This window comes from Gracilibacillus sp. JCM 18860, assembly GCF_055395245.1.
Genome location: NZ_AP043868.1, coordinates 4,282,682 through 4,306,537 on the forward strand (window position 1 = coordinate 4,282,682; position 23,856 = coordinate 4,306,537).

General features: G+C 34.8%; 24 protein-coding genes and 1 riboswitch. Of the genes, 19 read left to right on the top strand and 5 right to left on the bottom strand.

Going from position 1 to position 23,856, the window contains the following annotated elements; genetic code table 11:
• Positions 1-27 precede the first annotated feature (27 nt).
• A riboswitch (cyclic di-AMP (ydaO/yuaA leader) is annotated at positions 28-183 on the bottom strand.
• A 192-nt stretch (positions 184-375) separates the two neighbouring features.
• On the top strand, positions 376-696 hold the full coding sequence (locus ACZ5R4_RS20740; protein WP_054787550.1) for a hypothetical protein: 321 nt from the start codon (positions 376-378) through the stop codon (positions 694-696).
• A 180-nt stretch (positions 697-876) separates the two neighbouring features.
• Here ACZ5R4_RS20740 and ACZ5R4_RS20745 read toward each other — a convergent pair whose 3' ends face one another.
• A complete protein-coding gene (locus ACZ5R4_RS20745) occupies positions 877-1,929 on the bottom strand; it encodes an oxidoreductase (RefSeq protein ID WP_464367929.1) in 1,053 nt (350 codons plus the stop codon).
• 107 nt (positions 1,930-2,036) lie between these two features.
• Between ACZ5R4_RS20745 and ACZ5R4_RS20750 the strand changes: the two genes are divergently transcribed.
• The 5 genes from ACZ5R4_RS20750 (at position 2,037) to ACZ5R4_RS20770 (ending at position 6,089) form a co-directional block, all read left to right on the top strand.
• Positions 2,037-2,453 carry an AsnC family transcriptional regulator gene (locus tag ACZ5R4_RS20750; protein WP_054859933.1) on the top strand — a complete coding sequence of 139 codons (417 nt, stop codon included), beginning with the start codon at positions 2,037-2,039 and terminating at the stop codon, positions 2,451-2,453.
• A 208-nt stretch (positions 2,454-2,661) separates the two neighbouring features.
• Complete coding sequence (locus tag ACZ5R4_RS20755; protein WP_464367930.1) at positions 2,662-4,575, top strand: FIMAH domain-containing protein; 1,914 nt, start codon at positions 2,662-2,664, stop codon at positions 4,573-4,575.
• A 127-nt stretch (positions 4,576-4,702) separates the two neighbouring features.
• Complete coding sequence (locus ACZ5R4_RS20760; RefSeq protein ID WP_109983504.1) at positions 4,703-5,206, top strand: MerR family transcriptional regulator; 504 nt, start codon at positions 4,703-4,705, stop codon at positions 5,204-5,206.
• Positions 5,203-5,646 carry an SRPBCC family protein gene (locus ACZ5R4_RS20765; RefSeq protein WP_054787547.1) on the top strand — a complete coding sequence of 148 codons (444 nt, stop codon included), beginning with the start codon at positions 5,203-5,205 and terminating at the stop codon, positions 5,644-5,646. The genes ACZ5R4_RS20760 and ACZ5R4_RS20765 overlap by 4 nt, the downstream gene beginning before the upstream one ends.
• Positions 5,646-6,089, top strand: a complete 444-nt coding sequence (locus ACZ5R4_RS20770) for an SRPBCC domain-containing protein (protein ID WP_109983503.1) — start codon at positions 5,646-5,648, stop codon at positions 6,087-6,089. The genes ACZ5R4_RS20765 and ACZ5R4_RS20770 overlap by 1 nt, the downstream gene beginning before the upstream one ends.
• Positions 6,090-6,147: 58 nt before the next feature.
• On the opposite strand, the gene ACZ5R4_RS20775 is transcribed toward ACZ5R4_RS20770, so the two are convergent.
• Entirely contained in the window at positions 6,148-6,606 is a 459-nt protein-coding gene (locus ACZ5R4_RS20775; protein ID WP_054787545.1) for a hemerythrin domain-containing protein, read from the bottom strand.
• Positions 6,607-6,756: 150 nt separating this feature from the next.
• Here ACZ5R4_RS20775 and ACZ5R4_RS20780 point away from each other — a divergent pair, with 150 nt between their 5' ends.
• The 10 genes from ACZ5R4_RS20780 to ACZ5R4_RS20825 all read left to right on the top strand — a co-directional run bounded on the left by ACZ5R4_RS20780 (position 6,757) and on the right by ACZ5R4_RS20825 (position 17,891).
• Positions 6,757-8,538: a cache domain-containing sensor histidine kinase gene (locus tag ACZ5R4_RS20780; RefSeq protein WP_109983502.1), complete on the top strand. Its 1,782-nt coding sequence runs from the start codon at positions 6,757-6,759 to the stop codon at positions 8,536-8,538.
• Positions 8,513-10,054 carry a response regulator transcription factor gene (locus tag ACZ5R4_RS20785; RefSeq protein WP_109983501.1) on the top strand — a complete coding sequence of 514 codons (1,542 nt, stop codon included), beginning with the start codon at positions 8,513-8,515 and terminating at the stop codon, positions 10,052-10,054. Before ACZ5R4_RS20780 ends, ACZ5R4_RS20785 begins: the two co-directional genes overlap by 26 nt.
• A gap of 155 nt (positions 10,055-10,209) precedes the next feature.
• Positions 10,210-11,514: an ABC transporter substrate-binding protein gene (locus ACZ5R4_RS20790; protein WP_109983500.1), complete on the top strand. Its 1,305-nt coding sequence runs from the start codon at positions 10,210-10,212 to the stop codon at positions 11,512-11,514.
• Between the two features lie 70 nt (positions 11,515-11,584).
• Entirely contained in the window at positions 11,585-12,481 is an 897-nt protein-coding gene (locus ACZ5R4_RS20795) for a carbohydrate ABC transporter permease (RefSeq protein ID WP_109983499.1), read from the top strand.
• Between the two features lie 3 nt (positions 12,482-12,484).
• Positions 12,485-13,324: a carbohydrate ABC transporter permease gene (locus ACZ5R4_RS20800; protein WP_054787538.1), complete on the top strand. Its 840-nt coding sequence runs from the start codon at positions 12,485-12,487 to the stop codon at positions 13,322-13,324.
• Positions 13,325-13,392: 68 nt separating this feature from the next.
• Positions 13,393-14,025 (top strand): YesL family protein, encoded by a 633-nt coding sequence (locus ACZ5R4_RS20805; protein WP_054859942.1) that lies wholly within the window; start codon positions 13,393-13,395, stop codon positions 14,023-14,025.
• Between the two features lie 233 nt (positions 14,026-14,258).
• Positions 14,259-15,494, top strand: coding sequence for a C40 family peptidase (locus tag ACZ5R4_RS20810; protein WP_054859943.1), 1,236 nt, complete (start codon positions 14,259-14,261; stop codon positions 15,492-15,494).
• A gap of 122 nt (positions 15,495-15,616) precedes the next feature.
• Positions 15,617-16,339 carry a YkgJ family cysteine cluster protein gene (locus ACZ5R4_RS20815; protein ID WP_464367931.1) on the top strand — a complete coding sequence of 241 codons (723 nt, stop codon included), beginning with the start codon at positions 15,617-15,619 and terminating at the stop codon, positions 16,337-16,339.
• A 218-nt stretch (positions 16,340-16,557) separates the two neighbouring features.
• Positions 16,558-16,962: a hypothetical protein gene (locus ACZ5R4_RS20820; protein WP_054859945.1), complete on the top strand. Its 405-nt coding sequence runs from the start codon at positions 16,558-16,560 to the stop codon at positions 16,960-16,962.
• Positions 16,963-17,150: 188 nt separating this feature from the next.
• Complete coding sequence (locus ACZ5R4_RS20825; protein WP_054859946.1) at positions 17,151-17,891, top strand: methyltransferase domain-containing protein; 741 nt, start codon at positions 17,151-17,153, stop codon at positions 17,889-17,891.
• A gap of 164 nt (positions 17,892-18,055) precedes the next feature.
• On the opposite strand, the gene ACZ5R4_RS20830 is transcribed toward ACZ5R4_RS20825, so the two are convergent.
• The 3 genes from ACZ5R4_RS20830 to ACZ5R4_RS20840 form a co-directional block, all read right to left on the bottom strand.
• Entirely contained in the window at positions 18,056-18,484 is a 429-nt protein-coding gene (locus ACZ5R4_RS20830) for a BrxA/BrxB family bacilliredoxin (protein WP_054787535.1), read from the bottom strand.
• A 121-nt stretch (positions 18,485-18,605) separates the two neighbouring features.
• Complete coding sequence (gene pabB, locus ACZ5R4_RS20835; RefSeq protein WP_464367932.1) at positions 18,606-20,333, bottom strand: aminodeoxychorismate synthase component I; 1,728 nt, start codon at positions 20,331-20,333, stop codon at positions 18,606-18,608.
• Positions 20,330-20,920, bottom strand: a complete 591-nt coding sequence (locus tag ACZ5R4_RS20840; protein ID WP_054859948.1) for an anthranilate synthase component II — start codon at positions 20,918-20,920, stop codon at positions 20,330-20,332. The genes pabB and ACZ5R4_RS20840 overlap by 4 nt, the downstream gene beginning before the upstream one ends.
• Before the next feature lie 266 nt (positions 20,921-21,186).
• Between ACZ5R4_RS20840 and ACZ5R4_RS20845 the strand changes: the two genes are divergently transcribed.
• Genes ACZ5R4_RS20845 through ACZ5R4_RS20855 form a run of 3 tightly spaced genes read left to right on the top strand, consistent with a single transcriptional unit; the run spans position 21,187 to position 23,853 of the window.
• Complete coding sequence (locus tag ACZ5R4_RS20845; protein WP_054787534.1) at positions 21,187-22,143, top strand: ABC transporter permease; 957 nt, start codon at positions 21,187-21,189, stop codon at positions 22,141-22,143.
• Positions 22,130-23,086 (top strand): iron chelate uptake ABC transporter family permease subunit, encoded by a 957-nt coding sequence (locus ACZ5R4_RS20850; RefSeq protein ID WP_054787533.1) that lies wholly within the window; start codon positions 22,130-22,132, stop codon positions 23,084-23,086. The genes ACZ5R4_RS20845 and ACZ5R4_RS20850 overlap by 14 nt, the downstream gene beginning before the upstream one ends.
• The gene (locus ACZ5R4_RS20855; protein ID WP_464367933.1) at positions 23,083-23,853 is read left to right on the top strand and encodes an iron ABC transporter ATP-binding protein; all 771 of its coding nucleotides are present in this window, start codon (positions 23,083-23,085) and stop codon (positions 23,851-23,853) included. Before ACZ5R4_RS20850 ends, ACZ5R4_RS20855 begins: the two co-directional genes overlap by 4 nt.
• The last annotated feature ends 3 nt before the right edge of the window (positions 23,854-23,856 follow it).

A 23,856-nucleotide genomic window follows, 5' to 3' on the forward strand; every position in this document is an offset into this window, starting at 1 on the left:
AAAAAAGAATGGTCAATGTATCATTAACCCTTCTCTCTTAAAGTGCTTACGAGGTTAGCTGTCGGATTAGGGATAGAGAGTAGCCCCTCTTAATATAGAAATTCTATATTAAGATTCACCCCAAGATAGAAAATATCTATCAAAAATGGTTCCCCCGCTCATATGATTAAGCAAAAAGGTTGTATTTGTTTTTCAAAATATAAGATACTCTTCTAAATCATATAAGTCAATAGGTAATATAATTTTAGTTAAAGAAATTATTTTTTGAAATTTCTTTTTTGCCCTCCACTTATCAACCTTACGTGTTGATTGAAGTGGAGGGTAGTTCACTGCTATAATGTAACTTGAAACTTACGGATTCAAGGAGATAATGTTATGAAAATCAAAATGTTCATTTTTCTAACATCTTCTAAGGAACAAAAGGAAGGATACAATAGTACGAAATTAGTAATGAAAACATTTGAATCACCCATACGTCCTGTTAAGGGAGATATTATGGATGATCCGGGGTTTGACTCAAGATTTCATAATGGATATGAGGTTGTCAAAGTGACTATAAACTATGATACAAATGAATGTTATGTATCGTTACACCCACTTGCAATAGAACTAGAGGAAATTAGTTTTAGTGATTATCTAGAAAAACTTGTAGCAAATGGATGGAGTATTGTTTCTAAAGAAGAGTTATTAGTTTAATGAATTATAATATGTATTTCCCTATTTGCTAAGAGGAATACATATCTTATGGCAATATATTTATGGATTTTGTTAAGAATGCCTCGTAGCAAGGACGAGGGAAATTTGGGTCCAGTTCCAGCTCTGAAAAGATCCTCAGACGGATGAGGACCTTTTTGGAACTTGAGGAATTTCTCACTGTTAAAATAAACATGTTAATTTATTTTTTGTTTTATACGGAAAAATCTCTTGTTTCGCTCTAAGTCGAATAACTAAATCAGGATTGGTTAGAAATAATTGACCAAATGCTACTAAGTCTGTCTGTTTGGTATCAACGATAGAACTTCCCTTATAAGGATCGATATTGCCTACAGCTATAATAGTATGATCCCAGTACTGTCTAAATAATTCATGAAGGGATTTTTTATCATTTTTAAGCACATCACCATAGTTTTCTACTGAGGGGTGCACTATTTTTATCTTATGTTTAGAGAGAATCTCAATGATAGCAAGTACTATTTCTTCTGGATATTCCCATGTATAATCCTTATCGTCATCTTTTTTTTCAGATATTCTTATACTGATTCTATTTTTTGGTACAACTTTCTTTACTTGTTTAATTATTAAATCTAAAAATCTTAGTCTGTTTTTTAAAGATCCTCCAAACTCATCTTTGCGAAGATTTGTTTTTTCATTTATAAATTGATCAATGAGATATCCATGAGCTGCATGTATTTCAATGCCATCAAAACCAGCTTCCATTGCATTTCTTGCTGCTATTTTATAATCATCTATAATGCTGTATATTTCCTGCTTACTTAATGATTTAGGTGTTTGATATGGGTGTCTTAATCTATGAACGAAGCCATTTGCAGCTAAGGAAGACGGTGAAACGGGAGCATGCCCTCCTAAAACCTTCTGGTGACTTAATCTGCCTACATGCCAAAGCTGTGCAAAGATTTTGGTTTTATATTGATGAACTTCTCTAGTAACCTTTTGCCAACTTAGAGTTTGAGAGTGAGTATAAATTCCAGGTATCCCAAATGTCCCTTTGGCTAATTCATTAATGGCAATACCTTCTGTGATGATTAGTCCTGCACCATATCTTGCTCTCTTTCCATAATAGTCCGCAATCAAATAATTGACTTCACCTGTTTCATTATCAGCAAATCCCCTTGTCATGGGAGCCATGACAATTCTATTATCAAGATTTAAGTTTCCAATGTTGTAATTGGAAAAGATCGAACATGTCATATTATCACCTCATAAGTATTTTAATTTTATGCAGTGTTGTTTACAATGGGATATTTAAGTTATATACTATGAAAAACTTTAAAATTTAAAGAAAGTGGGGGAAGAGAATGTTGGATCACATCGATCACCAAATTTTAGATTTATTACGAAAAAATTCGAGACTTACATACACTGATATTGGTAAACAAATAAACATGTCATCTCCTGCTGTTAAATCAAGAATAGAAAGATTAGAGGATAATGTGATCAAGCGTTATACAATAGAGGTAAATAATAAAGAACTTAATAAAGGGATTCATGGATTCGTTTTATTTCAAACAACGAAATGTGAAAGGTTAACCAATTATTGTGAAAAGAACAGTAATATCATAAATTTATGGAGAATAAGTGGAGAGTCTAACTATTTAGCTGAAGTGGTTTGTGAAGAAATAAGTGAGTTAGAGCAAATCTCTAAAGATACAACTCATTTTGCGTTCTCTAATATATTATCTGTTTTAGGAAAATATAATGTTTGTGCCCATTAGTACTTGAACTAGTAGAAAAAGATCACCTTTACAAATAAAAAAATTCGATGTATAATTCTTTTACAACGTTGTTACTCAGCTCTTATCTATCATCATAAAATTCCTCACCATGATTAACTCTAATGTGTAACTCCCTTTATTACTCCCTGTATTGTAAGCGTTATCAAAAATTATCACTTGTAAAATGAAAAAAGAAAGGAGCCATGACATGAAGAAGACATTTCTTTATTTAGTGCTGTTCGTATTCGTAACTTCTACCTTGTACTTAGATGGCAGTAAAGTTATCCATGCAGAGAATATAGATACGATTCCAAACACCTCAAGAGAAGTGAAAGACTATGATCAAAGTTTTTTATCTGTAACTGGATTTGCCTCATTAGGTGTTAAGGATCGAACGAGCTATGAGGGAACCTCGTATCATCGGGAAATTAGTAATGAAAGGGAATTTCTACAAGCACTATTAGATGCTCGTACTGGTAGTGTGAAAGTAATTGAAGTAATGAGTGACCTTAACCTCGGTTGGCATGAATTAAATCTTAGTGACGAAGAAAGGAAAAAGTATAGCTTTATTACCAAGTATTCAGATCCATCTAATGGCTATACGAACCCTGTTATTGCAGAATCAGGTGTTTCCAAGCTTAGTATCAGTGATGTAAATGGGTTAACCATATTTTCTGAAAACGGTGAACCAACGATTAAACATGTAGAATTTAAATTAAATCGTTCTAGTAATGATATTGTGATAAGAAATTTAAACTTCGATGGAATGTGGCAGTGGGATGATACTCAAAGACATAAGGAAGTAGGCTGGACCTTTATAAAAGTAAACGGAGCAAATAATGTATGGATTGACCATAATACATTTTCTATTGCTTCAGATGGATTAATTGATATTGAGAACGGATCGACAAACGTAACTCTTTCCTGGAATGAAATTGGTCTAGCGGCTTCCGAAAATCCAGATCCTAATGGTGTCATTTATCCGTCTATTACATATATGGAAGAGCAATATATTGCCAACAACCTTAAATCTGATAGTGCTTACTATCAAATGCGAAACGAAGGTGCTACGAAAGAGCAGATCATGGCATATGCAGCTTATCATAGTAAGGTACATTTAAATGGATCAGGAGATAAAGATTATGTCAACTATGTTAGTAGTAATGGCAATGAAATTAAAGATGGTAATCAGAGAATTCGATTAACTATCGCCTATAGCCACTATCAAAATGTAGGACAAAGAGTTCCCATGATTCGTCAAGGTTCCGGTCATCTGTATAATACGTATCTAGACAATTCTAGCCACGTAAAGGTATTAGATAATGTTAATGCTATTGCAACCTACGCACGTGATACATTATCACGTGCATTAAATGCTAGGAATGGTGCGTCTATTGCTGCAGATACAACTGTTTTTAATGGGTTTAGTGAACCAATTATAGGTGCAGAAATACAAGGCTTAGATACAAAAAATATGGATGAACAATGGGCAAAGTTATTTCAGCATGCTTATAACAGGAATTTAATCGTCAACTCCAAAGTAACAAACAAGTATGGAAGTTATATCGGAAGTAGTTGGGATAATAACGGGGAAAATCTATTCACAAAAGGCTTTACATGGCATGATAAATCTACCATCGGGAATTGGGCATGGTCTTCTCATATTGTCGGCAGTGAGAATATGAGTAAAACAGATCCACCTAGTGAGCCTTTTACTTTTGAATATCGTTATGAAGAGAAACTCCCTTATACTTATGAAATTGTTCCATTAGAGAAAGTTGTCTCAACGGTTACAAAATATGCCGGGGCAGGAAAAGTTACCATGAGCCCAACGGAATGGTTAACCATTCACTATGACCCTGTAGTACAGGATATCATTAATCTCGTTACTCAGTATCAAGAAAATGATGACATAATAAATGATCGTGTAGCACATCTCTTGTCAACCCAATTAAATATAGCTAAGAAATTTGAACAAAAAAGGAAGCATGAGAGGGTTGCCAGTCAGATGAGCATTTTTAAGAAGTTAGTGGATCAACAGTACAAACGTCATTTCATAAGCAAATATGCGTATGATACACTTCGCTACTATACAGAACGTTTGTTGAATAACCAAGGATAAGATTCAGGTATTGGGATTATCAGTTATTTGGTAATCCCATTTTTTCTTTCCTATTCTCTTGAGTCTAACGTGACGTAATGGTTTATAATGGAATTACCGGTAAAAACCCAACTAAAAGAGGGTGATCATGATCACTAAAAAGTATTGGAAAGTGGGGGAGTTAGCCAAATTAACAGGACTCACCATAAGAACATTGCGTTATTATGATCAGATTGGATTGTTTATTCCTTCTGAATACACGAGCTCGGGTTACAGGTTATACAATGAATCAGATATAAAGCGTCTACAACAAATTTTAGCTCTAAAGGAACTTGATATTTCCCTAGAAGAGATTAAGGCAATCTTGGCTAGTGACGATTATAATCCATTAGATATACTGTATATTCAAATGGATCGAATGAAGAAAAACATTCATTCACAGCAAATTTTACTGAAGGAGTTGCAGCATGTAGTAAGGCTCATGCAAAAGGATGAGGAGTTAACCATTGAACATTTCACCATGCTTTTACAGATGATGAGAAAAAGTCACGAAGAGTATTTCTTGAAGCAAAAAACACAAGTAGATCAATCACTTGATCGACTACAGGCAATGTTGACTAATCAACAAAAAAAGGAGGAAGATGAAAAATGACAGAACGATTTGTAACACATGATACTTTTATTATCGATAGAACATTGGAAGTACCGAATGAGCAGGTTTTTAAAGCTTGGTCGACTCCTGAATTAAAAGCCCAATGGTTTGCCAAGGCAGATCAATTTAATTTTCAAGTGGGTGGAAAAGAAACGAATCATGGTGGACCCCCAGAAGGACCAGTCTTTCATTTTGAAGCAACCTATCAAGAAATTGTACCAAATGAACGAATTATTTATTCCTATACTATGGACCAGGGGGAAAACCGTATTTCTGTTTCTACAGTTACGGTTGAATTTAACGCAACAGAAACGGGGACACATTTAATCTATACAGAACAAGGCACCTATGTAGATGGCCATGATAAACCTGAAATTCGTGAGCATGGGACGGGGATTATGTTGGACAAGCTAGTGAAATTAATGAAAGGAGAAGGATAATGGGCTCGACTTCTCATTTAGAGATCAATCATTCTAGAATGTTATTGGCTAGACCTGAAAAAGTATTTAAGGCTTTCCGTGATCAAAATTTATTAAAAAAATGGTGGGGACCGAAAGGGTTTACTAATACTTTTCATGAATTTAATTTTACAGAAGGTGGGCTTTGGAAATATACTATGCATGGCCCTAATGGCATGGACTTTGAAAATCAGAGCAAGTTTGTAAAAATAACCCCAAATGAACGTCTGCTCATTCGGCACCTTGAACCAGACCATGTCTTTACATTAGAGATCACCATGAAGATTGCGGATGAGGGTTACACACGTATTGGCTGGAGCATGGTCTTTGAAACAATAGAAGACTATAACGAAGCAAAGCCATTTGTAAAAGAAGCAAATGAGCAAAACCTTGACAGATTAGAGAATTTGATAAGTAGCATGTAACAAAAAGTGGGATTACTAGGCTTGACGATACTTGGTAATCCCACTTGCTAATCTTTTTCTAGTATCCACTATAAGAATCTCGGTGAAACTTTCCATTTGCTTGATATAAGTATTTTTCTGGGACAGCTTGTTCAATTAATGGAAACAGTTCTCTTTCCTCTAAGCGTACATGCTTTTCTAGTAAATTACCTAATTGCTGCATTTTATCATAAGAGGTTTGTTGATTTTCTCTTAAAGAGTGTACAAGGCCCCTGATTTGTGCATGCTGATAAAGTACCTCTTTTACTAATTCTGTATTCGCATTCTCTGCGTGAACTAAATATAATGGATATAAAGTTTCTTCCTCATCGCGAAAGTGATCCTCTTCATCACCTTCCCAGAAATCGATTAACTCTCGTATTAATTCTTTGTATTTTTTCTTATTATCTTTAGTTCCTGCCTTTTTCATTTCAACTGCCATCAATAGAGCGTGATGATGGTGGTGAGATAAAGGATTTAAAGCCTCATGTCGTTTCATCCATACTACTCCCTTCAGATAAAATTTATTCTTATACTCTTATTATACCCTCTCCTAAAATAGTTTTGGTTACATTGACGAACCCCTTAATTCGAAATATAATGAGAATGCAATGACTGAAAGCGTTAACAGATGGGGTGAGGTGTTAAAATGATCGGTAAAATCAAGGATGCTTATCTTAACTTACGATTAAAATATAAAATGGTTATTTTGACATCATTAGTGTTAGTTGCGTTCAGTATTGGGGGATTATCCATTTTACAGTATGCATTCCAGCAATATAATAAAGAAATTTACCGTCAATCAGCGCAAGCTCTTCAGGTCTCATCCAATTCAGTGGAGGCAGAATTAAAAAAAATGGAGCGGCTTTCCTATCAAATTGCAACAGATACGTACGTCCAATCATATTTAAAAGAGTTAAGTAATTCAGACTCTAATTATGATCAATTTACAATTGGCATGGAGTTAAGGAAAAGACTTGTCGATATTGGTGCACTGAACAAATATGTTCAATCTATCCAAGTCTATGATGTGGCGGACAAAGAATTCGTTAGTGGGAATTTTTCCATGAACCTTCCTAGTGACCGATTAAAGACGATGAAGCAAAATGCAACTTCAGAAGAGGGCGGGGTAAGCTGGGTATCACCATCTGAACAGGATCCAACCTTGATTGCAACAAGAGAGATAAGAGAATACTTAGAGTTTTCGTTCGATACAATTGGATTTGTTGGAGTTAGGGTAGATATTGAAGAAATCGTTCATGAACTTACGAATAACTTGGAGCAGGAGGAGACGAGCTTTCTTATTTTTGATAAAGCGGGAAAGCAAATATTTTCTAATCAGAGTCAGGTGGAAAATATTTACCCATCTCAATATGATCTCAGTGAAAAAGGGTATCAACTTGTAAAATATAATGGAGAGAGATATTTTCTTACTTATTCAGAAGCTAATCATCTAGATTGGACTTATATGATATTAACTCCGTACAGCAATCTTTTTACTGTCATTACCAAAACAAGAACAGCAGTCTTCATTACTTATTTTGTTTTATTCTTACTCATGATCTTTTTAGGTTCAAAATTTACAGGTAGTATTGTTAATCCCATTGAAAGCCTCAATCGAAAAATGAAAAAAGTGCAAACAGGAGATTTAGATTATAAGGATACTGAACTTGGGACAAGTTTTTCAAAAGATGAAGCGGGCCAAATGCATGAGAATTTCAAGCTAATGATGAAACAAATTAATGATTTAATCAGTGAAAATTATAAAAAGCAACTGCTTATAAAGGAATCAGAATATCAAACATTACAAGCACAGGTCAACCCTCACTTTTTGTATAACACACTTGAATCCATTAATTGGTCTGCCAAAATGGTTGGAGAAAAGAAAATATCACAAATGGCAGAATCACTTGGCTATGTATTACGAGCATCTATAAATATGAAGGGTACACTTATACCTCTAATAGAAGAAATGACGATTGTTGAGCACTATATTACAATTCAACGCTATCGTTTTGAAGAAAGATTAGTTTTTCAACAAGATATTCCGGAAAAATATCGTCATATACTTGTTCCAAAATCGATCATACAACCAATTGTCGAGAACTCTATTCGTTATGGATTACAAGAAATGATTGGGGTTTGTACGATCACAGTAAAAATAGAAGAACGTGGGGAAGATATATTGATCTCGATTAAGGATAATGGGCCAGGGATGGAAGAAAATTATATAAATAGGATCATGACAGGAGACTATCAGCCGAAGGGGACAGGAATCGGACTGAAAAATATTGAGGAAAGACTAAAAATTTTATTTGGTGAGAATTATGGTCTTACCATTGAAAGTGAAAAGGGTCAAGGTACTCATGTAATGATCAAGGTACCAAAAGAGGGGGAAACAGCCTATGTACAAAGTGTTGTTAGTGGATGATGAAAGAATGATTTTGGATGGAATCTCGATGATCATTGACTGGGAGAGTTATGGTGTCCAATTAACTGGAAAAGCGATGAATGGGATTGAAGCATTAGAATTTATCGAGAAGGATCCACCTGATATTGTCATTACGGATATTACGATGCCTGGATTAGATGGAATTGGACTTGTTTCAAAAACAAGGGAAAGATTTCCTGCAATCAAGTGGATTTTTCTATCAGGATACAGTGAATTTGAGTATGCCCAGCAAGCTATGCGGTATGGTGTCCGTCACTATTTATTAAAACCATGTAATGAAGAGAAAATCTCGGAAGCTCTCACTGAAGTTGTGAGGGAAAAGAAGGAAGAGGATGAAGCAAATGAATATATGCAATCCATTCAAGAAGAAGCACTAAAGCTCCATCACTATGAATATGAGGATATTTTAAAAAAATATCTTATTTATCCGCAATTATCAGAGGAATTAGAGCTACAAATAAAGGAGATAATGTGGAAAAAATTTAAGCAACCAATTTGTTTTATTGTATTCTTTCTAGAAGATCTAAAAGAATACTTGTCACTACAAACGATATTAGAAAAATATTCGTTAGATCATGAGGATAAGGAGCTTATTGGGACAATTGTGGGAGAAAGTGTTGTGATCATGGAGCCTTTCACTTCTACAACAGAGGGTATACTCAAACAATACCACCAGCGATTAATAAGGGAAACAGGTCAGCATATTACGACCATTATCTCTAGAAGTTTTACAGTTGATGAATTACTTCTCTTTGAATTTCGGCTAGAGCATGCTATTGCACAATCCTTTTATGCTTCCTCCTGTGATTTCATTACAAGTCAGAATTGGATCAACTATCAAGGATATAATCAAAAGCAAATAAAAATAGTTGATATTGATAAAATAATTGTTCTGTTAAAGAAAAAAGACATATCTACAGCAAACGAATTCATCCAAACGTTTTGTGAAGGATTAAAGGATTATAACATCGAACCTAAAGCTGCCAAAGGTTATTTTATTCAAATTTATTTATTAATGATGAGCAAATATCATTCGAATATGGAAGAGAATAGAATAGAGGCAATTACTCGGATGGAGGATTTTTCTCATATTCAACAATTCCAACAGTTTTTCCATCAACTATTTGAAACATTGATTGATCAACAACAAAATCCTAAACGTTATTCTAAAGTCGTAAAGCAAATGTTGGAGTGTATTGAAATGGAATTGGAGAACCCCGAATTATCCTTACAATGGATCGGAAATCATTGCATGTTCATGAATCCAGATTATTTAGGGAAATTATTTAAAAAAGAGGTTGGTCAACGGTTTTCGTCGTATGTTACGAATGTGAGAATTAATCGGGCAGTAGAAATTATTGAAACAGAGGAAGATGTTAAAGTGTTTGAATTAGCGGAAAGAATGGGCTTTGGTAATAATCCACAATATTTTAGTCAACTATTTAAACGCATTAAAGGATACACACCATCTGAAATAATAAAATCGTATGATTAATCGGGAAAAAGTAGAGCGAATTCCTAAGAAGGAAAGCCTCTACTTTTTATACATTTAACTCTGATTTTTCTATCATACCATTTGAAAAAGAAATGATATGATGTAACTGTAATCGCTTTCAGATAAGCGTTATTTAAAAAGGGGAGGGGAAAGAAATGAAAAAATCTTTATTATTACTGTTAGGATTAGTCATGGTTCTATTTCTAGCAGCATGTGGTGGCGAGGAAGGATCCGAAGAAAATACAAGTGGAGATTCCTCCGATGAAGGCTCTGATGAAGCATCTGGTGATGTAAAGCTTCGAATCGCATGGTGGGGTGAACAAAGTAGAAATGACTATACATTAGAAGTTATCGAACTATATGAAGAGCAAAATCCAGGTGTCACGATTGAGCCAGAATATGCAAGCTGGGATGACTATTGGAGAAAGCTGGCTCCGCAAGCAGCGGCAAATGAATTACCAGACATTATAGCGATGGATTTATCCTATCTTTCTCAATATGCAGAGAATGGACAGTTAGCTAACTTATCTGACTTTATAGGTAGTGAAATTAATGTAGATAATATTTCAGAAGATAATATTAATACAGGAAAAGTGAATGACGGTCTTTATGGCTTTAATCTTGGGGTAAATGCAGTTGGCTTCCAATATAACCCGGAAAAATTAAAAGAAATTGGTATTGAAGAAATTCCTGAAGATTGGACTTGGGATGACTTTATGGAAATGTCACAAAAAGCAGCAGATGCAGGTGTTTATTTCGATAACGGATTCCAAGCAGATGTATTCTTCAATTACTATTTAAGACAAAATGGTAAGCGCTTATATGCAGAGGATGGTAGTGGTTTAGGCTATGAAGATGATCAATTATTTGTTGACTTCTTCTCCATGATTCAAAAGGAAGTGGAAAAAGGCGCTACACCAACACCAGATTTTATGGCTCAACTGGCTGGTCCAGAGGATGACCCAGTTGTAAAAGGTGAAGGAGTTGGGATCTTCCAATGGTCTAACCAATTTGTAGGATTAGAGCAAACATCGGGATTAGACTTTAATATTGCACCAATGCCTGGTCCAAATGTTTCAGATGGTCTTTTCTTAAAGCCTAGTATGTTCTTCTCTGTAGCAGAGAATTCAGAGGCGAAAGCAGAAGCAGCTAAATTTATCGATTTCTTTGTTAACAACATCGAAGCAAATAAATTAATTCTTGGTGAACGTGGAGTACCAGTTTCCTCAGCTGTTAAAGAAGCTCTAGCTGAAGAAGTATCTTCCTCTCAAGCAGAAGTATTCGAATATATTTCATGGGTGGAAGAAAACAGTACACCTATGGGACCAGCAGATCCAGCAGCAGCAGGTGAAATCATTGAGTTACTAACCAATTTATCGGAACAAATTTCTTATGGAGAAATTACACCAGAGGATGCTGCCGAACACTTTAGAACGAATGCAGAAAGTATACTAAAGTAATTTGTGGTGAGGATAGCTGATCCTGTCTGGATCAGCTATCCTTCAAAAATAAGTGAAGGGAGCTCACAAAATGCAAACAAATATAAAGCAGAATCTATGGGGATATCTATTCATTGGACCGTTCATCATTGGCTTTTTAGCCTTTACGATCATTCCAATCATCGCTTCCCTTTATTTTTCCTTTACATCCTACGATCTTTTTTCCGCTCCACAATGGATCGGTTTTGATAACTTTAAAGAAATGTTTACAAATGATCCTAGGTACTTGCATTCCTTAAAAATCACCTTTATCTATGTATTTGCAGGTGTACCTTTACGTCTTGCATTTGCATTAATCGTAGCCATGTTATTAAATACAGCTTCTCGCGCTGTTGGTTTATATCGCACATTGTATTACTTACCTTCATTAATTGGAGGAAGTGTTGCAGTTGCGATTATGTGGCGAAACATTTTCGGTGACGAAGGTATTGTTAACTTAGCATTATTGTCAATGGGGATTGATCCTGTTCGGTGGTTTGGTGACCCAACTGCTGCGCTTTGGATGCTAATATTCCTTTCTGTTTGGCAATTCGGTTCTTCCATGCTCATCTTCTTAGCAGGGTTAAAGTCGATACCGCAAAGTTATTACGAGGCAGCAAGTGTCGATGGAGCAAGTTTTTTTCAAAAGTTTTTTCACATTACGATTCCAATGTTAAGTCCTGTTATTTTATTTAATGCCATTATGCAAACGATCGCTGCATTTATGACATTCGTTCCAGCGTTTATTATTTCGAAAGGAACTGGTGGGCCTTTAGATGGTACCTTACTATACTCTTTATACTTATTCAAACAAGGTTTTGAGTTCTTTAGTATGGGTTATGCTTCCGCCATGGCATGGATAATGCTAATCATTATTGCGATCTTAACATCGATCATTTTCCTTACATCAAAATTTTGGGTTCACTACGAATCAGAAGGGGGCAGATAAACGATGAAGCCAAAACATCTAAAAAAGATCATTTATCATGTGCTTGTTGGTGGTTTTGCCATTCTGTTATTGTACCCAGTATTTTGGTTAGTAATGAGTTCCTTTAAAGTGAGTGAGCAAATATTTGTGACAGCAGAATCCTTCATTCCTGATCCATTCGTTTTAGGTAACTATGCACAAGGATGGGAAGGTTTTGGTGACCACGGGTTTGGAACCTTTATTAAAAATACAGCGATATTTGTCGCATTTGTGTTAGTCGGTCACTTAGTATCCTGTTCGTTAATCGCTTTTGGATTTGCGCGACTAAAGTTTGTAGGAAGAAACTTCTGGTTCGCGATTATGATTGTGACATTAATGCTTCCATATGAAGTAGTAATGATTCCACAGTACATTATCTTTGCAGAATTAGGATGGCTAAATTCTTTAAAACCATTAGTTGTTCCAGCCTTTTTCGGTCATCCGTTCTTCATTTTCTTGCTTGTTCAATTTATTCGAACAATCCCAAGAGAATTGGATGAAGCAGCAACAATAGATGGATGTAATACTTTTGGTATCTATTATCGAATCATTCTGCCATTAATTGTTCCAGCATTGGCAACTACGGCAATTTTTACATTCTATTGGACATGGGATAATCTACTAGGACCAGTTCTTTACTTAAACAGTCCATCAAAATACACCGTGTCGATGGCTTTAAACATGTTCCTGAGTAATGAAACAGTCTCCAATTGGGGGGCAATGTTTGCCATGTCAGTAGTTTCCTTGATACCAGTTTTTATTATTTTCTTTATTTTCCAAAGATATGTAGTAGAAGGGATCAGTACGAGTGGTTTAAAAGGATAAGAATATCAATGAGGTAATTACAGTCATTAGTAGTTACCTCTACTGTAATTTTTTGAGAGGTGAGAAGGATGCAAGCAATTAATAAGGCATTGGAATGGATAACAAAGGTCGCTTATTTAAACATGTTATGGATTGCCTTTTCTATACTAGGATGCATAGTAATCGGAGTATTTCCTGCAACAGCTGCGACATTTACAGTAGTAAGAAAGTGGATTACCGGGTATCCGGATGTAGCTATTTTTAAAACGTTTTGGAGAGCCTTTCGTGATTCTTTAAAGGGTGCTAATATCATAGGGTATATATTACTAGTATTTGGGTATATATTATATTTAGATTTTTTATTCATAACAATATCAGAAAATGACCATACATTATTATTAACGATTCCGTTTCTGTTTATTAGTATATTATTTACTTTAACAGTAATGTACGTTTTCCCTGTCTATGTCTACTATGATATGAAGATCTTACAGGTTTTGAAAAGTGCTTTCTTTATTATGATTTTAAATCCATTATCCACTTTTGTGATGATACTAGGAATGTTCGGGATCCTATTCGTTCTATGGCAATTCCAAGGGTTAGCGATATTTTTCAGCTTAAGTATTCTAGCAATAGCTCTTATGATGCCAGCACACCGGGCCTTTAAAAAAATACAAGAAAAACAAGATTTTATGAAGCATGAGCATTTAATTGAAGAATAAACGTTTTACTACTAAAAAAACAGGAGCTAATTTGTTTGCTTCTGTTTTTAATTTTGTAGAAAAACAGAGACCGACAGAATACTAGAAAGGTGAAAAGAACCAATTTTTTGTAAGTAGGATAAAAGAATTAGTCTTATTGAAATATAATTGTAACATTTCAATAATATTTTTGACATATTTTTATGTTAGACTACAAGGGCGAGAGAAAAAAAGATCGAAGGCAGGGGAAAATAGTGCGAGATTGGAAAGTTATTATGAAACGTTCAGCCGTAACCGCTACGGTTATGTCAAGTTTGTTTTTCGTACATACTACAGTGCAAGCAGAAACAGTAGAAGACATTCAAGCACAACGATCTTCATTACAATCAGACATAAATGAAAAAGAAACAGAATTACAAAAGATAAAACAAGAGTTAATCTCTTTAACAGAACAAACCAATCGATTAGATGAAGCGATAGAAGACAATGAGAAAAAAATCACAGAAACGAAAAGTGAAATCGCTTCCACGGAGAAGGAAGTAGAAGGTTTAAATGAAACCATTGAGGAAAAAGAAGAAAAGATAGAGAAAAGAAATGAGATCTTAAAGGATAGAATTTCATCAATGCAGCAAAACGGTGGTTCTACTAGTTATCTTGAAGTAATCTTAGGTGCAGACAATTTCTTGGACTTTATTGATCGATTCGCACTTGTTACAAAGATTACAGATGCTGATCAAAAGCTTTTAGAAGAACAAGAGAACGATAAACTAGAATTAGAACAAGAGAAATCTACTTTAGATGATAAACTTACAGAGTTAGAAGAGATGAAAGTCGAATATGAAGCAATGCAAAAGCAAATTGTTGCTCAAAAAGATCAAAATGAACAATTAAAATCAGAATTACAACAAAAGCAAGATGCTAATGCAGATGTCTTAGAAGAATTAAAAATCGAAGACGAAGTTTTAGCAAATAAACAACAAGCATTAAAGGAAGCACAGCAACGACAAAAGGAATTAGAAGCTCAATCTTCTTCTAATGATGCTTCTGGAAGTGCAGGTATTGAATTATATGCTAGTAGTTCAGATAATAGTACAGTTAGTGGAAATCTACAAACAATTATAAATGCTGGTAATCGATACATCGGAAATTCTGTTTACGTCTTCGGTGGCGGTAGAACAGCATATGATATCGCGAATGGAAGATTTGATTGCTCTGGATTTGTTAGTTGGGCATTTAGACAAGGTGGTGTAAGTATCCCTTCAAGTACTTCAGCTCTTTCTTCTGTAGGTAAGAGGGTATCAACAAGTGAGATGAAGCCAGGAGATTTAGTGTTCTTCAATACTTATAAAACAAATGGCCATGTAGGAATATATCTTGGTAACAATAAATTTATTGGGTCTCAAAGTTCTTCAGGTGTCGCGGTTGAAAGCATGAGTAATAGCTACTGGAAGAGCACCTTTACAGGACATGTTCGTCGAGTAATTCAATAATGAAATTTGAGCTAATCAGCCACGTTCTGGTTAGCTTTTTTGTTTTACTAGGATAAGTATTTACTTCTATTCAAAAATGGTTAACAATAGAACGGTACATCAAAAATAGGGAGTTTAACTATATGGAACAATATTTATCCTTTGAAACTATCCAAAAAAAGTGTGAGCAACTAACAAACGAATATGAAATAGATGGAGATAGATTCTATCATGTCGTGGAAAAATGGGCGGATAAAGAAGCTACGATTGATGAAAAGCTTATGGCAAGTTTTACAGAGCTATTAGCGGTAGTGAGTGATGAAATAACGAGAATGGAAGACCATGTTGAGCTATCATCGACCTGTCGTATGGGCTGTGCCTTTTGCTGTTACTTTCCTATCATAATAAATGAAATGGAAGCTAAGCTAATGTTGGCAGCAATCAATCAGTTTTCTAATGAAAGACAGATTGTTATCCAGAGGCATCTCTCCGCTTATTATAAGAAATATAGCAAAAAAATAGAAGAAGTTAGTCAAATAAGTTTTGAAGAGGTCGAAGATTTTAAGATGAAATATCGTCAAAGTCTCCTTCCATGCCCATTGTTAAATACGGAGACCAATCAGTGCTTAGCATATGAAATTCGCCCGATTCCTTGTCGTACATATATGAATTATACCGATCCAGCTGTCTGTGAGAAGAACCTTATGCCGAAGGAGACGATTAGTTTTGAATTTTTATATGCAGAGTATATGGGTGCGTTAAATGAATTTCTTCAATTTCTGTATGAGGATGGGGATACAGGTATTATTTATTATCCAGACGATCTCTATAAACATGATTATCTGATAAACTGGATGAAGGTATGACGTTGAAAAAAGTGTGAGTAAAGTTCAATAATTGAAAATTATGTTTCATACAATTACATTCACGGCTAGTTTTGCGACATTTTTACAAACGGGTAAATTCATAGAATAAGGTTAATTTTTATTAAATTATTTTGCTCTATTTCACTTATTTCAAAGGCTTCTTTTTAAAAGTAATAAATAAAAGATTTATAAGGATGGAGGATAGTAATTACAATCAAATGTTAAAAAGTTTCGGGCAAGACTTCTTGGAGTTGATTCAAGGATTTCATTATGCTGTTTTTATAGGTGCAACGTGGTTAATTGATACAGTAGCAGATTGGATTGTAAATATTGGCCTCGTTGATGATAAACTTATAGCTTTTTTTATTGTAATGACTGCATTTGTTTGTATTGCCGTCATTTTGATTTTCCCTACTCGGATAGTATATGGTAGAGGGAAAGGTGGTTCAGGTGGTGAAGACGTCGGAGGTCCAATTACGATCCTAATAATCATACTTCTGATTATTAAAATCATACGGAGTTTCTTCCTTAAACTTAAGGAAGACCGTTTATTTTTAATCAAGACCATGTTTGTAATCAGCACTATTATTATCCTTGCTGTTATTGGATATAGTAAAATGTAGGAGCTTAAAACATACAGATTTATTCTGAATAGCGTAGGGTAACTGAATATATTTCCTTGATCTTAGAAGGATTTAGTATAGGTAACTGTGTTTTTTTAAATTTAGTTAAATAATGAGGTAAGAGATGGTTAACTGAAGACGAGTAGCCTCTTAAAGCGGGGAGCTAAATAATAGGAGATGAATGAATAATGAAACAAAATAAGTATGATGATCCAAAGTTCTTTTCTGCATATGAACAAATGCCACGATCAGTTAATGGTCTTAAAGGTGCTGGTGAATGGCATATATTAAAAGAGTTAATACCAGAACTAAAGGGTAAAATTGTACTTGACTTAGGCTGTGGTTTTGGTTGGCATTGCCGTTATGCACGTGAGCAGCAAGCAAGTTCTGTAATAGGTGTAGATATTTCTGAAAACATGCTTCAAAAAGCCCGTGAAATGACAAATGATCCTTTAATTTCGTATTTAAAGATACCGATTGAAGACATCAATTTTTCAAATTCAGAATTTGATGTGGTTATTAGCTCGTTGGCTTTTCACTATATTAAGTCATTTAAATTAACTTGCAAGAAGGTATATGATTGTCTAAAGCCTGGGGGAAGGTTCGTTTTCTCTGTTGAACATCCCATTTTCACCTCTCGGAATGTACAAGATTGGATATATGATGAAAAAGGAAATCGCCTACATTGGCCAGTTGACAATTATCAAATAGAAGGAATACGTGAAACAATATTCTTAGATGAGAATGTGACAAAATACCATCGGACGATTTCGACATATATAAATAACTTAATTGACACTGGTTTTATGATAAAAGCAGTCAAGGAATCAGTGCCTTCCAATGAAATGCTAAAGAGTATTCCTGAAATGAAAGATGAGACTCGAAGACCTATGTTTTTAATGGTATCGGTAGAAAAGGAAAAAAGCTGATAGATATCACAGTAACTTTGTCCAAATTTCTATTATTGTAAGTTGTTCTGATCAATCTTTTTTATAGCCCCATTATAATCAGATTTTAATTTAAACTAAGAGAATACAAATGAAGAGCAAGTTTTATCCTTTTATAAAGGTAAAACTTGCTCTTTATTAACTCCTTAACAATATTTTGAGTAAGCATCTGTTAATTGGGTCATAATCTCTTCCACTTCGAAGCCTTCTATTTGCTCCCGAGGTATGAAGTATTGCAGTTTCCCGTCTTTTACAAGCGCCATCGAAGGAGAGGAGGGCTCGGTTCCTTCAAAGTATTCTCTCATTCGGGATGTAGCTTCACGGTCCTGTCCAGCAAAAACGGTTACGAGCTTCGAAGGCTTTTTATCACCTGTAAGTGAGGCAATTGCCGCAGGACGAGCCAGTCCAGCTGCACAACCACACACAGAATTTATTACAACAAGTGCTGATTCTTTGTTTTCAGCCATAAATTGGTCCACTGATTCAGGTGTTGTTAATTCATCAAAACCAGCATTTGTTAATTCTTCGCGCATAGGGCGAGCCATTTCCCTCATGTATTCTTCATATGCATTCATTGATAATCCTCCTTAAAAACATACCATTTAATTGCATTGTACCAAATGTCCAATAAGCAGACGAATGATTTGTTTAGAAATATTTCACAAAACTAATTGTATGTGACTCCTTATTAGGAATTTACACTTCTAAACACACCTCCAGCCATCCTCGCACACTATTAATAAACCAAATTCGTTCAAATAAATCAATGTCATCTACTCGAATTTGACGTTCCGTTATTTTTTCTTCTTCTAAAAGCTTTGCACGGAGCGTTCCCGGCAATAAACCATCACTTACTGGAGGAGTATAATAATTTCCGTTTTTCTCGAATACGACATTTCCAGTAGTGAATTCGGTAACCATACCATAATTGTTCCAGAGTAGGGTAGTAAAATGTTCCTCTGATAACTTTTGATCGAATGACTGATAGATAGATCGATTGGTCGTTTTATGGTAGAAAAATATATTATTCTTATCTATTGAATCTTCAGCTAAACGTACCTTGATCGGGGAAGTGGTGGTCTGTATAGGTTCAATTGTATAGTTCAGCTCACTAGAATTAAGCATTAAACGCACTTTAAAGCATCCATTCGGATAATTTGTTGCTACTTCAGTTAATAAGGCTTTACATTCTTTTTCTTTATAAGGAAAATGAAAATATTTAGCGGATTGCTGCAGTCTTTCTAGATGATAAAATTGTAATGGAAAAATCCCGTCCTTAAGTAACATCGATTCCAAAAGTGAAAAAGCAGATCGATTTTCATGAAGTACGGCAGCTTTTTGGATGAGCTCCTTGTACTCATCTGCACTGGATGAATCCCATGTAACACCACTTCCTGTGCCGTAATAAGCTACACCTGTTTCCTTTTCCAACCAAACGGTTCTTATAGGAACATTAAATGTTGCCTCACGATCTGGAGAAATCCAGCCAATGGCACCACAATAAACTTCACGAGGTGAATTCTCTAATTTTTTAATATATTTCATTGTCTCTACTTTTGGTGCCCCAGTGATGGAGCCACAAGGAAATAATGCTTCAAACCATTGCCAGACATTGCTGCTCGCAGCTAATTTTGCTTCAATTGTAGAGGTCATTTGATGCACGGTAGGATATGGCTCAATATTAAATAGTTGCTTCACCTTAACAGAACCAGGGATAGCAATACGACCTAAGTCATTGCGCAATAGGTCAACAATCATCACATTCTCTGCACGATTTTTTTCTGATTCGTAAAGCCCTTTTTTTAATTGTATATCCTCTGCTAAAGTCTTTCCCCTATGTACCGTTCCTTTCATTGGCTTCGTAGTAATCGTGTTCTGATGCACTTTAAAAAATAATTCAGGAGAAACAGAGATAATTTGATGATCGCCTATATCCAAGAAAGCACTATAGGAAGTCCCCTGGTTCTTGCGTAATTGATGATAATAAGAATAGCTGTCTCCTGAAAAATGTGAGGTTAATCTTGTTGTATAGTTGACTTGATAGGTAAAACCTTCAGAAATGGCATGTTGGATCTTTGCTATATTTTGATGATACTGTTTTTCACTGATAGTATTTTTCCAGGCTGCTATTTGATACATCTCATTATTTTCGAAATGCAACGATGACTCAGGATCGGGATAAACACCAAACCAAACTAGTGGCATCGAGGATGGATCATGAACTTGATAGCTTGAGTCAAAAGCAGGGGCAGCTTCATAGGATACATATCCAGCTACATAATAACCGTTATTTAATGCTTTTTCTATTTTTTTAAATATTATTTCAATCTCATGCAAGTTATACGTAGTCAAAATCTCAACTGGTTTGGTAAAGGCCATAGTAGGTTGATTCTCAAAGTCAAATTGCACAATATGTTGTCTCAATCAAGCACCTCCGTTCTTAATGCATGATCATAGCTTTGTTGTACCATTTGAAAACCATGTTCCGTTAAAATCGCCTCAGGGTGAAATTGTATTCCTTCAATAGGTAAAGACTTATGTCGGACACCCATAATGGTATCATCAACGGTTGTTGCGGTAATCGATAATTGCTGTGTGGGAAAACTAGTATTCTCTACTTTCAAAGAGTGATACCTAGTTACCTTAAGTGGTGATGGCAACGAAGAGAAAATACCTGTTTGATCATGTGTGATGAGAGAGGTTTTCCCATGCATTGGTTCACGAGCCTGAATAATATTTCCGCCAAAAAAATCAACTATAATTTGCATGCCTAAGCAAACACCAAAAATTGGGATGGTTTGAAAAAAATGCTGCAATATAGACCGACAAATTCCGCTATTAGTAGGTGAACCAGGACCAGGTGATAGAACGATTAATGTGGGATTTAATGCTTTTAATTCTTCAATCGTTATTTGATCATTGCGAAATATCGTGACATTACCTGTTAGTTGAAGGTAGTATTGTGCCAAGTTATATGTAAAAGAATCATAATTATCGATAATAATAATCAAGCTATATTCTCCTTTGCTTCTTACTTTATAGAATGAACATTCATTGTTAATGATAGATATTAAAGCTTAAAAACGCAAGATTCAAAATGGAAGGAAGGTGTTTTTTTAATATAAATCCCCAGAGCTAGGATGAAAAGGAGAAATTTCATTTCATTTATTAGTATCATAGCATTTTTAGGTTGACTTTCCTTATTTGCTTTAATATAATATAATCGCAATTGGAATGATAATCATTTTCATTTATTTCGATTAGAAGAGGATTACATATGAGACTTTGGATGTTATTAATAGCTACAATTATTCTGTCAATTGTATCATTATTTATCGGTGCGATTGATATTCGCTTAAGTGACTTACTAGATTGGAAGTCAGAAGAGACACAAATTTTCTTAATTAGTCGTATCCCACGATTGGTCGCTATTATATTAGCAGGTGCCGGAATGAGTATTGCGGGATTAATCATGCAAGCATTAAGTCGAAATAAATTTGTTTCTCCAACAACAGCAGGTACATTAGATGCAGCAAAACTAGGAATCTTAATATCTATGTTGTTTATTACGAATGTAACCTATACGGAACAAATTATTTTTAGCTTTATCTTCGCATTATTGGGAACATTGCTTTTTATGCAAATTTTAGATCGAATTAAATTTACAGATGCGATCTTTGTTCCGTTAATCGGAATTATGTTTGGTAATATTTTGTCATCTATTACAACCTTCTTCGCCTATGAGGCAGATATTATTCAAAATATTTCTGCTTGGCTTATGGGCAGCTTTACCTTAATTATTGCTGGTCGGTATGAATTGTTATATGTAAGTATACCAGCAGTTATCCTAGCCTATCTTTATGCTAATAAATTTACCGTTGCAGGGATGGGGGAAGAATTTGCGAAAAACTTAGGCTTAAGTTATAAAGTAGTCTTGAATATTGGACTAATACTTGTTGCTATCATTTCTACAACGGTCGTACTTACGGTTGGAATGATCCCTTTTCTAGGTTTAATCGTACCTAATATTGTTTCATTATATTTTGGTGATAATTTACGCAAAACCATTCCACATACCATGTTATTAGGAGTTGTTTTTCTATTAGTCTGTGATATTGTTGGTAGAATTATTATTCACCCATATGAAATTCCAGTCAATATAACGGTAGCGGTAATAGGTAGTGCGATCTTCTTAATTATGTTATTTAGGGGGAGAGCCTATGCAAAAAAATAGTACTAAACTGATCTTTCTAATCCTATTAGTCATTATCTGTGTACTGTTATATGGATTTTATGATATCAAGGGTGGATTTGATTATGCATTTCCTAGAAGGATGATTCGTGTTGCAGCCATGATAATTACAGGGATCGCTATATCGTATTCTACGGTAGTGTTTCAAACCATTACTCACAATCGTATTTTAACCCCTTCTGTAATGGGGCTCGATTCTATGTATGAGGTGGTCCAGACATTCATTTATTTCTTTGCAGGATCGATGTCAGTTTGGATTATTAATAAATATTTAAATTTTGGAGCAGCAGTATTGGCGATGGTTTTATTTGCCCTATTTTTGTATCGATTTTTATTTAGGGCTGATAAGCATCCGATTTACTTACTGCTATTAATTGGTATGATTCTTGGAACACTATTAGGAAGCTTTGTTACCTTTTTACAGGTAATGATTGATCCTGTAGAATATTTAGGTTTACAAACACTATTATTTGCAAGCTTTACAAATGTGAAAGCAGAGCTACTATATATTGCTATTGGTATTTTATTGCTTTCGTTTATATATGGTTACCGGATTATGAAGAAATTAGATGTTATGTCATTAGGTCGTGAAAATGCTATCAATTTAGGGATTAACTATGATCGAATGGTAATGAATATTCTCATCTTGTCTTCCATACTAATAGCGACATCAACAGCATTAGTTGGTCCGATTACCTTTTTAGGTTTAATTGTAGCGAATTTATCTTATCAGTATTTAGTCACTTATAAACATTCTGTATTAATTTTAGGTGCTAGTTTAATCAGTATTGTTGCATTAGTTGGTGGTCAATTCTTGGTAGAGCATATCTTTGAATTACGCACAACCATTAGTGTCATTATTAACTTCGTCGGTGGAATATATTTCATTTATTTATTAATAAAAGAAAGTAGGGCATCAGGATGATAGAAATTAAAGGATTAACAAAGCAGTTTGGTAAAAAGCCTGTCGTACAAGATGTATCCGTAACGATTGAGCCGGGAACAATTACATCATTTATAGGTCCGAATGGTGCTGGTAAATCTACACTTCTTTCAATGGTTAGTCGTCTCTTAGAAGCAGATACAGGAGAAGTTCTGCTTGATCAAAACAACGTAAAAAAATGGAAATCTACAGAATTTGCAAAACGTGTCTCGATCTTAAGGCAGGCAAACTATATTAATGTGCGTTTAACCGTTCGTGAGCTTGTATCATTTGGTCGTTATCCCTATTCAAAAGGACGCTTAAATAGTGAAGATAACAAATTTGTCGATCAAGCGATGGAATACATGAACTTAACAGATATGCAGGATATGTATTTAGATGAATTGTCTGGTGGTCAAAAGCAACGAGCATTTATAGCGATGGTTATTGCACAGGATACAGATTATATTTTACTGGATGAGCCTTTAAATAACCTTGATATGAAGCATTCTGTTCAAATTATGAAAATATTACGCAAACTTGTCGATGATCTTGGTAGAACAGTCGTGATCGTATTACATGATATTAATTTTGCATCTGTATATTCGGATCGGATTGTTGCCTTGAAAAATGGCAAATTAGTTAAAAATGGGGCAACCAATGAGATTATTAATTCAGATGCACTCCGTGATATTTACGATATGGATATTCCTATACAAGAGCAAAATGGTTGTCGAATTTGTGTTTATTTTAATTCGCAAACCTCCTAGACA

Coding starts and splice junctions, on each gene's coding strand:
- ACZ5R4_RS20760 (WP_109983504.1), top strand. CDS start 4,703: ATGATCACTAAAAAGTATTGGAAAGTGGGGGAGTTAGCCAAATTAACA.
- ACZ5R4_RS20850 (WP_054787533.1), top strand. CDS start 22,130: ATGCAAAAAAATAGTACTAAACTGATCTTTCTAATCCTATTAGTCATT.
- ACZ5R4_RS20790 (WP_109983500.1), top strand. CDS start 10,210: ATGAAAAAATCTTTATTATTACTGTTAGGATTAGTCATGGTTCTATTT.
- ACZ5R4_RS20825 (WP_054859946.1), top strand. CDS start 17,151: ATGAAACAAAATAAGTATGATGATCCAAAGTTCTTTTCTGCATATGAA.
- ACZ5R4_RS20780 (WP_109983502.1), top strand. CDS start 6,757: ATGATCGGTAAAATCAAGGATGCTTATCTTAACTTACGATTAAAATAT.
- ACZ5R4_RS20805 (WP_054859942.1), top strand. CDS start 13,393: ATGCAAGCAATTAATAAGGCATTGGAATGGATAACAAAGGTCGCTTAT.
- ACZ5R4_RS20755 (WP_464367930.1), top strand. CDS start 2,662: ATGAAGAAGACATTTCTTTATTTAGTGCTGTTCGTATTCGTAACTTCT.
- ACZ5R4_RS20740 (WP_054787550.1), top strand. CDS start 376: ATGAAAATCAAAATGTTCATTTTTCTAACATCTTCTAAGGAACAAAAG.
- ACZ5R4_RS20845 (WP_054787534.1), top strand. CDS start 21,187: ATGAGACTTTGGATGTTATTAATAGCTACAATTATTCTGTCAATTGTA.
- ACZ5R4_RS20815 (WP_464367931.1), top strand. CDS start 15,617: ATGGAACAATATTTATCCTTTGAAACTATCCAAAAAAAGTGTGAGCAA.
- ACZ5R4_RS20745 (WP_464367929.1), bottom strand. CDS start 1,929: ATGACATGTTCGATCTTTTCCAATTACAACATTGGAAACTTAAATCTT.
- ACZ5R4_RS20770 (WP_109983503.1), top strand. CDS start 5,646: ATGGGCTCGACTTCTCATTTAGAGATCAATCATTCTAGAATGTTATTG.
- ACZ5R4_RS20820 (WP_054859945.1), top strand. CDS start 16,558: ATGTTAAAAAGTTTCGGGCAAGACTTCTTGGAGTTGATTCAAGGATTT.
- ACZ5R4_RS20800 (WP_054787538.1), top strand. CDS start 12,485: ATGAAGCCAAAACATCTAAAAAAGATCATTTATCATGTGCTTGTTGGT.
- ACZ5R4_RS20765 (WP_054787547.1), top strand. CDS start 5,203: ATGACAGAACGATTTGTAACACATGATACTTTTATTATCGATAGAACA.
- ACZ5R4_RS20775 (WP_054787545.1), bottom strand. CDS start 6,606: ATGAAACGACATGAGGCTTTAAATCCTTTATCTCACCACCATCATCAC.
- ACZ5R4_RS20750 (WP_054859933.1), top strand. CDS start 2,037: ATGTTGGATCACATCGATCACCAAATTTTAGATTTATTACGAAAAAAT.
- ACZ5R4_RS20785 (WP_109983501.1), top strand. CDS start 8,513: ATGTACAAAGTGTTGTTAGTGGATGATGAAAGAATGATTTTGGATGGA.
- ACZ5R4_RS20795 (WP_109983499.1), top strand. CDS start 11,585: ATGCAAACAAATATAAAGCAGAATCTATGGGGATATCTATTCATTGGA.
- ACZ5R4_RS20830 (WP_054787535.1), bottom strand. CDS start 18,484: ATGAATGCATATGAAGAATACATGAGGGAAATGGCTCGCCCTATGCGC.
- ACZ5R4_RS20855 (WP_464367933.1), top strand. CDS start 23,083: ATGATAGAAATTAAAGGATTAACAAAGCAGTTTGGTAAAAAGCCTGTC.